This is a genomic window from Streptomyces glaucus, from assembly GCF_039533365.1.
Taxonomy (GTDB): Bacteria; Actinomycetota; Actinomycetes; order Streptomycetales; family Streptomycetaceae; genus Streptomyces; species Streptomyces glaucus.
This window is the reverse complement of the sequence record NZ_BAAATK010000009.1, coordinates 191,239-197,992: the sequence shown is the minus strand read 5'-3', so window position 1 is coordinate 197,992 and position 6,754 is coordinate 191,239. Positions and strand designations below refer to the sequence as shown.

Sequence of the window (6,754 nt, the reverse complement as noted above, 5' to 3'; positions counted from 1 at the left end):
GGGTGGCGCCGTCGGGTGTCCCGGCGGCCACCGGCGGCAGGTACTGGGTGGCGCCCTCGTCGGCGGGCGGCAGGGGCCCGGCAGCGCCGCCCTGCCCGTACACCGTGGACGCGCCGCCGTACCCGTCCGGCGCGGCGGGCGGCAGGGACGCGGAGGCGTGAGCCCCGTACGACGGCTGCGCGCCGTACGCCGGGGGCTGCGCGCCCTCGGGGGGCAGCGGGCCCGGGCCCGGCCGGGCCGCCTCGGGCGCTCCCCAGGGCTGGGCCGGCGGTTCCGGCCAGCCCTGGCCGCCCTGGGCCGGGTCCTGGTGCCGGCCGGGACCCCACGGCTGGTCCCAGGCCTGGCCGCCGGCGGGCGCCGGGGCGCCCGGCCCGTCCGCCGTGCCCGGCAGCAGCGGCTCGCCGCCGTCGGAGGGCAGCACGATGCCTTCGCGCGCGGGGCGCGCCGAGGGCTCCTCGCCCTGTCCACTCTGCGTCACCGGGACTCCTACGAATGGGGGACCTTCGAAATCGTCGGCTCACGCTACCGGGTCCCCGAAGCCCGGTGCCACGCCGCACGGGGCGTGACCTCCTTCCCTGTGACCGTGGTAACACCCCCGGGCCGCGCGCGCTGTTCGTGTCACCTCCCGTCCACCGGGCGGCCGTCTCCCGCCCGTTCACGCGCCGGCGGCCCGCCGGTCACCCGTCGCCGGCCGGCTCACGCGGCCGTCTGCAGTTCGAGGCGCGCCCCGAACTCCCGTACCACGGCCTCCTCCCGGTACGGCTCCAGCCGCTGCTGGAAGTCCTCCAGGTACTCGGCGCCGCGGTTGGAGCGCAGGGTCTCCAGGAGTTCCACGGCCTTCAGCCCCGTGGCGCAGGCCTGTTCGATCTCGCGCTGCTGCACCTGCGCGGTGGCCAGCAGCACATGGCCGATGGCCCGCCGGCGGACCCGCGTGTCGGGGTGCCCCGCCAGGGACTCCCGCGCGCAGCGCGCCGCCGCCTCGGCCTGCCCCAGGTCCCGGTGGCAGTGCGCCAGTTCGTCGGCGAGGTACGCCTCGTCGAAGTGCCGGATCCACTCCGGGTCGTCCCCCGAGGCCCCGTCGGCCGCCTCCAGCGCGCTCACCGCGCGCCCGGCCGCCGCGTGCGCCGCGCGCGCGTCGCCCAGCAGGGCGTGCCCGCGCGCCTCCGCCGCGTGGAACATCGACTCCGCGCGCGGCGTCACCCGCCCGCGCGTCCCCTCCTGCGCCGCACGCGCCAACTGCGCGATCTCCCGCGGGTTGCCGAGCTGCGCGGCCAGGTGGCTCATGGACGCGGCCAGCACGTACCCGCCGTACCCGCGGTCGCCCGCGGCCTGCGCCAGCCGCAGCGCCTGGATGTAGTAGCGCTGGGCGAGGCCCGGCTGCCCGGTGTCGACCGCCATGTACCCGGCGAGTTCCGTCAGCCGGGCCACGGTGGCGAACAGTTCGCGCCCCACCGGCTCCCGGTACGAGCCGGCGAGCAGCCCGGAGACGACGCTGTTGAGGTAGTGCACGACGACCGGGCGCACGTGCCCGCTGCCGTACTGGTGGTCCAGCTCGACCAGGGCCTGCGTCATCGCGCGCACGGCCGCCACGTCGGACCGGCCCACCCGGGGCCCGGTCGTGCGCGCCACCTGCGGGTCGGGCGCCGAGATCAGCCAGTCCCGGCTGGGCTCGACGAGCGCGGACGCGGCCACCGACGAGCCGGACAGGAAGTCCCTGCGGCCGACGTCGCTGCGCCACAGCTCGCACACCTGCTCGATGGCCCCCAGCACGGTCGGCGAGAACTGGAGGCCGACGCCCGACGCGAGGTTCTTGCCGTTGGCCATGCCGATCTCGTCGATCGTGACCGTACGGCCCAGTTTGCGCCCCAGCGCCTCCGCGATGATCGCGGGCGCCCGTCCCCGCGGCTGCTGCCCGCGCAGCCAGCGGGCCACCGACGTCTTGTCGTACCGCAGGTCGAGGCCGTGCTCGGCGCCGCACATGTTGACTCTGCGGGCCAGCCCCGCGTTGGAGCAACCCGCTTCCTGGATGAGCGCCTGCAGCCGTTCGTTCGGCTGCCGCGCCACGAGAGGCCTTGCGGCCATGGCGTACCCCCTGCTTCCTGGCGGCTCGCCCGCGGGCGCTGCCGCCGGCGCGGCGGTGCGGTCGCGCCCGGCCCTTCGGGCCCGTGCGCGTCCGCCCTCCCGCACCGGCGTGCCCTGCGGCTCGCCCGCCTGAGGCTGCGGTGCCTGCCCACGCACCGAGTTGACGTGTCTTCCGCGGCCGGGCCTCCTCATGTCCCGGCGGAAGGATCCGGCCGTGAAGATCAATGCCCCGCCCCCCTACCGAAAATGCGAGGCTTGCGAGGATTTGCCGGGGTGGCGTTCGCCGCCCCACCCCTGGCTACCCAGCTCCCGCCGCGGATCCTCTCGCGCGCCCCCGCGGATGCACCCATGCGCCCCGGACCGGGAACCGGTGCTCCTCCCCCGCGCGCGTTCCGGCCGTAACTCCAGGTGGACGCGGGAGTTGAGATCAGCGTGGAAGAGACGATCCCGGGCCCCGGAGCCGCACAGATTGCCGGTCAGATTCCGCAGCAGCGCGGGACAGTGCTGCTGGAGGCAGCCGTCCGCTACGCCGAGGAGCGGCACTGGGACGTGTTCCCCGGGACCTGGCTGGAAGCCGTCGACGGGGTGCAGCGCTGCTCCTGCGGCGACGTCGCGTGCGCCCTCCCCGGCGCGCACCCGGCGCGCGCCGACTGGGCGACGCAGGCGACGGGCAGCGCGACCGCCGTCCGCCGGCTGTGGCAGAAGCAGCCGGCGGCGTCGGTCCTGCTGCCCACGGGCCGTACCTTCGACGCGATCTCCGTCCCCGAGACGTCCGGGTTCCTGGCGCTGGCCCGGATGGAGCGGCTGGAGCTGACGCTCGGGCCGGTGACGCTGACGCCGGACCGGCGGATGCAGTTCCTCGTGCTGCCGGGTGCCGGTGCCAAGCTCCCCGACCTGGTGCGCAGGCTGGGCTGGTCGCCGGCCTCCCTCGACCTGGCGGTGCTGGGCGAGGGCGCGTACGTGGCCGCGCCGCCCACGCGGTACGGGTCGCGGGGGGCCGTGCAGTGGGTCTGCCGGCCCACGCCGGCCAATCGGTGGCTGCCGGACGCGGAGGAGCTGCTCCCGCCGCTCGCGTACGCCTGCGGGCGGGACCGCTGACGCCCGCCCGTCCGGCTCCGGCGCGCACGGGGCCGTTCGCACGCTCCCCGCACTCCTCGCGGGCGGCCGTCCCGCCATAGGGTTCTGCTCGACGGAGGGAGATGTGGTGGGTGCCAGCGCCGTACGCGTACGAGATCTCTGGAAGCGGTTCGGGCAGCATGCCGCTGTCGCCGGGATCGACCTGGAACTGCCCGCGGGGAAGTTCGTCGGGCTCGTCGGGCCGAACGGGGCCGGGAAGACCACCACGTTGTCGATGGTGACCGGGCTGCTGCGCCCCGACCGGGGCACGGTCGAGGTGGTCGGGCACGACGTGTGGCGCGACCCGGTGCAGGTGAAGGCGCGGATCGGGGTGCTGCCGGAGGGGCTGCGGCTGTTCGAGCGGCTCTCCGGGCGCGAACTGCTCGCCTACTCGGGGCGGTTGCGCGGGCTGCCGGGCGCCGAGGTCGACAAGCGGGCCACGCAGCTCCTCGACGTCCTCGACCTGGCCGGCGCCCAGCACAAACTGGTCGTCGACTACTCGACCGGCATGCGCAAGAAGATCGGGCTCGCCGCCGCGCTGCTGCACAACCCCGAAGTGCTCTTCCTGGACGAGCCGTTCGAGGGCGTCGACCCGGTCTCCGCGCAGACCATCCGGGGCGTGCTGGAGCGGTACACCGCGTCGGGCGCGACCGTCGTCTTCTCCTCCCACGTCATGGAGCTCGTGGAGTCGCTGTGCGACTGGGTGGCCGTGATGGCCGCGGGCCGCATCCGCGCCCACGGGCCGCTCGCCGAGGTCCGCGGGGACGCGCCCTCGCTGCAGCGGGCGTTCCTCGAACTCGTCGGCGCCGACGGCCGGGACGCCGGCGCCGACCTCGACTGGCTGGGCGGCGGTGGCGCCCGGTGAGCGCCGCCGGACTCACCCCCGTCGTCGTACGGCTGAAGCTGTCGCTGCTGCGCAACGGGCTGAGGCAGTCCGGCGGGCGGCGGGCCGCCTACGTCGCCTCCGCCGCCGTCGCCCTGCTCTTCGCCGCGCTGCAGCTGGCCGGGCTGGTCGCGCTGCGCGGGCACCCGCACGCCGCGTCGCTGATCGCGCCGCTGGTGGCGGTGGTGGGGCTGGGGTGGGCGGTGATGCCACTGTTCTTCCCCGGCGGCGACGAGACGCTCGACCCGACCCGGCTGGTGATGCTGCCGCTGCGGCCCCGGCCGCTGGTGCGGGCGCTGCTCGCGGCCTCGCTGGTCGGCGTCGGGCCGCTGTTCACCCTGTGCCTGCTCGCCGGTTCCGTGATCGCGGTCGCGCACGGCGGGGCGGCGTACGCCGTCGGCGCCGCCGGGACCGTGCTCGCGCTGCTGGTGTGCGTGGCCCTCGCGCGGGCCGTCGCCGCCGCCAACGTACGGCTGCTGACCAGCCGCAGGGGGCGGGACCTCGCGGTGCTCAGCGGGCTGCTCGTCGCGGTCGGGGCGCAGGCCGTCAACTTCGGCGCGCAACGCCTCGGTTCGGGCGGGCTGGCGCAGCTCGACCCGGTGGCCGGGGTGCTGCGGTGGGTGCCGCCCGCGTCGGCGGTCGACGCGGCGCACTCGGCGAGCGAGGGGGCGTACGGGGTGGCGCTGGCGCAACTGGCGCTGAGCGCGGGCGCGCTGGCGGCACTGCTGTGGGTGTGGGCGCGGCACCTGACGCGGCTGATGACCGAGCCCGACGGGTCCACGCTGCCCGCCGCCGGGCCGGCGGCCCGCGACCGCTCCTCGGCCGGACTCGCCCGGCTGCTGCCCGCGGGCCGCACCGGCACGGTCATGGAACGCAGCCTGCGGTACGTGTGGCGCGACCCCAAGACCAAGGCGGCGTGGGTGACGTCGCTGGCCATCGGCCTGATCGTGCCGGTGTTCAACGCCTGGCAGGGCACCGGGTCGGTGTACTTCGCCTGCTTCGCCGCCGGAATGCTCGGCATCCAGATGTACAACCAGTTCGGCCAGGACACGTCCGCGTTCTGGATGGTCGCTCTGACCATCTCCACCACCCGGGACGCCTACCTCGAACTGCGCGCCCGCGCCCTGGCCCTGCTGCTGATCACCCTGCCGTACGCCACCCTCGTGACCGTGGTGACGACGGCGATGCTCGGCGAGTGGCCGCGGCTGCCCGAGGCGCTCGGCCTGTCCTTCGCGCTGCTCGGCGCGATGCTGGCGACCGGCGCGTGGACCTCCGCCCGCTTCCCGTACTCCGTCCCGCAGGAGGGCTACAAGAACGTCGCCCCCGGCCAGACCGGGCTCGCCTGGATCTCGATCTTCGGCGGGATGGTCGCCGCCGCGCTGCTGTGCGCCCCCGTCGTCGCGCTGACGGTCTGGCTGCACGCCGGCGCGGACGGCGACGGGTGGACCTGGCTGCTGCTGCCGGCCGGCGCCGTGTACGGGGCGGCGCTGACGGCGCTCGGGCTGCGCCTGGCCGCCCCGCGGGCGGCCGGGCGGCTGCCGGAGATCCTGGCGGCGGTCAGCAAGGGGTGACGGGCGCGCGTCACGTCCCCGTGTCCCGGAGGCCGTCCAGGAACGGTTCGACCGCCGCCCGCCACGCCTCCGGCTGGTCGTAGTGGACCAGGTGGCCGGCGTCGGGCACCTCCGCGTACCGGCCGCGGGGCAGGACGCGGACCATCTCCTGCGCCTCGGCGCGGCCCAGTTCGCCGTCCAGGCCGCGCACCACCAGCGTCGGGCACCGCACCTGGGCCAGCTCCTCCCAGTGCGCGTCGTACACCCACGTCTCGCGGGAGCGGAGCATCTGCTCCGGCTCGAAGACGGGCCGCCAGCCGTCGGAGGCCTCGGCCATCACCTCGGCGTAGAACTCGCCCCGGGCCGGATTCGGCCGCTCCGCCCACGGGTCGTCCTCGCCGAACCACTTGCGCACGTCGGCCAGGGTGGCGAAGGGCACCGGCCAGGCCTTGAACCACTCCGCCCACTCGCGCTGCGAGGCGGCGCCGAGCGCGGAGGCCCGCATGTCGCAGACGACCAGCCCGCGGACCAGGTCGGGCCGCTTGGCGGCGAGCTGCCAGGCGGTCAGCGCGCCCATGGCGTGCCCGACGAGGACGGCCGGGGCGAGGCCGAGCTGTTCGAGGGCGGCCTCGGCGTCGTCGACGTACGCCTCGCGGGTGTACGCCCCTTCGGAGGGCTTGTCGCTCCGGCCGTGGCCGCGCTGGTCGAGCGCGACGGCGCGGTACCGCCCGGAGAGCCGGCGGGCCGTGGCCGCCCAGTGCGAGGCCCGGCCCATCAGGCCGTGCAGCAACAGCACCCCGGGGGAGCCGTCGCCCTCCCCCGGCCCGTCCTCGGGCGGGTCCCCGAACTCCCAGGCCGCGAGACGTACGCCGTCCGCTCCGGTCACGTCGATGCGCCGCGCCATGGTTCCCGGCACCCCCAAGCTCCGCTCCGCCCGCTCCCGCCGGAGCCGGCCGGTCCTGTGAACCGTGTCCTGCCTGCCCTGCCTGCCGTGCCTGCCGTACGTGTCGTCGTACCGCTGTCCTGCCGTTCTCCGACGCCGGCCGTCAGGGCGCGCGTCCGGGGGAGTACGCCGGTGCACATTCCTGTCAGCGCGCGCCCGTCGCGGTCCGTCACTCGCAGG

The 6,754-nt window shown here is 76.0% G+C and carries 5 protein-coding genes and 1 pseudogene; 3 read left to right on the top strand and 3 right to left on the bottom strand.

The window, feature by feature from the left end; genetic code table 11:
• Both ABD363_RS10045 and ABD363_RS10040 read right to left on the bottom strand, forming a co-directional pair.
• A pseudogene (locus tag ABD363_RS10045) lies at nucleotides 1–478 on the bottom strand (hypothetical protein); the annotation flags it as partial.
• A 218-nt stretch (nucleotides 479–696) separates the two neighbouring features.
• Nucleotides 697–2,082, bottom strand: coding sequence for an NsdA family TPR-like regulatory protein (locus ABD363_RS10040; RefSeq protein WP_344601820.1), 1,386 nt, complete (start codon nucleotides 2,080–2,082; stop codon nucleotides 697–699).
• Nucleotides 2,083–2,514: 432 nt separating this feature from the next.
• Between ABD363_RS10040 and ABD363_RS10035 the strand changes: the two genes are divergently transcribed.
• The 3 genes from ABD363_RS10035 to ABD363_RS10025 all read left to right on the top strand — a co-directional run bounded on the left by ABD363_RS10035 (nucleotide 2,515) and on the right by ABD363_RS10025 (nucleotide 5,652).
• Entirely contained in the window at nucleotides 2,515–3,180 is a 666-nt protein-coding gene (locus ABD363_RS10035; protein ID WP_344601818.1) for a bifunctional DNA primase/polymerase, read from the top strand.
• 103 nt (nucleotides 3,181–3,283) lie between these two features.
• The gene (locus ABD363_RS10030; RefSeq protein ID WP_344601817.1) at nucleotides 3,284–4,063 is read left to right on the top strand and encodes an ABC transporter ATP-binding protein; all 780 of its coding nucleotides are present in this window, start codon (nucleotides 3,284–3,286) and stop codon (nucleotides 4,061–4,063) included.
• The gene (locus ABD363_RS10025; protein ID WP_344601815.1) at nucleotides 4,060–5,652 is read left to right on the top strand and encodes a transporter; all 1,593 of its coding nucleotides are present in this window, start codon (nucleotides 4,060–4,062) and stop codon (nucleotides 5,650–5,652) included. The genes ABD363_RS10030 and ABD363_RS10025 overlap by 4 nt, the downstream gene beginning before the upstream one ends.
• A gap of 10 nt (nucleotides 5,653–5,662) precedes the next feature.
• On the opposite strand, the gene ABD363_RS10020 is transcribed toward ABD363_RS10025, so the two are convergent.
• Nucleotides 5,663–6,535 (bottom strand): alpha/beta fold hydrolase, encoded by an 873-nt coding sequence (locus tag ABD363_RS10020; RefSeq protein ID WP_344601813.1) that lies wholly within the window; start codon nucleotides 6,533–6,535, stop codon nucleotides 5,663–5,665.
• Nucleotides 6,536–6,754 lie beyond the last annotated feature (219 nt).

Excerpts from the sequence above, each read along its gene's own strand:
- ABD363_RS10040 (WP_344601820.1), bottom strand. The coding sequence starts at position 2,082 with ATGGCCGCAAGGCCTCTCGTGGCGCGGCAGCCGAACGAACGGCTGCAG.
- ABD363_RS10020 (WP_344601813.1), bottom strand. The coding sequence starts at position 6,535 with ATGGCGCGGCGCATCGACGTGACCGGAGCGGACGGCGTACGTCTCGCG.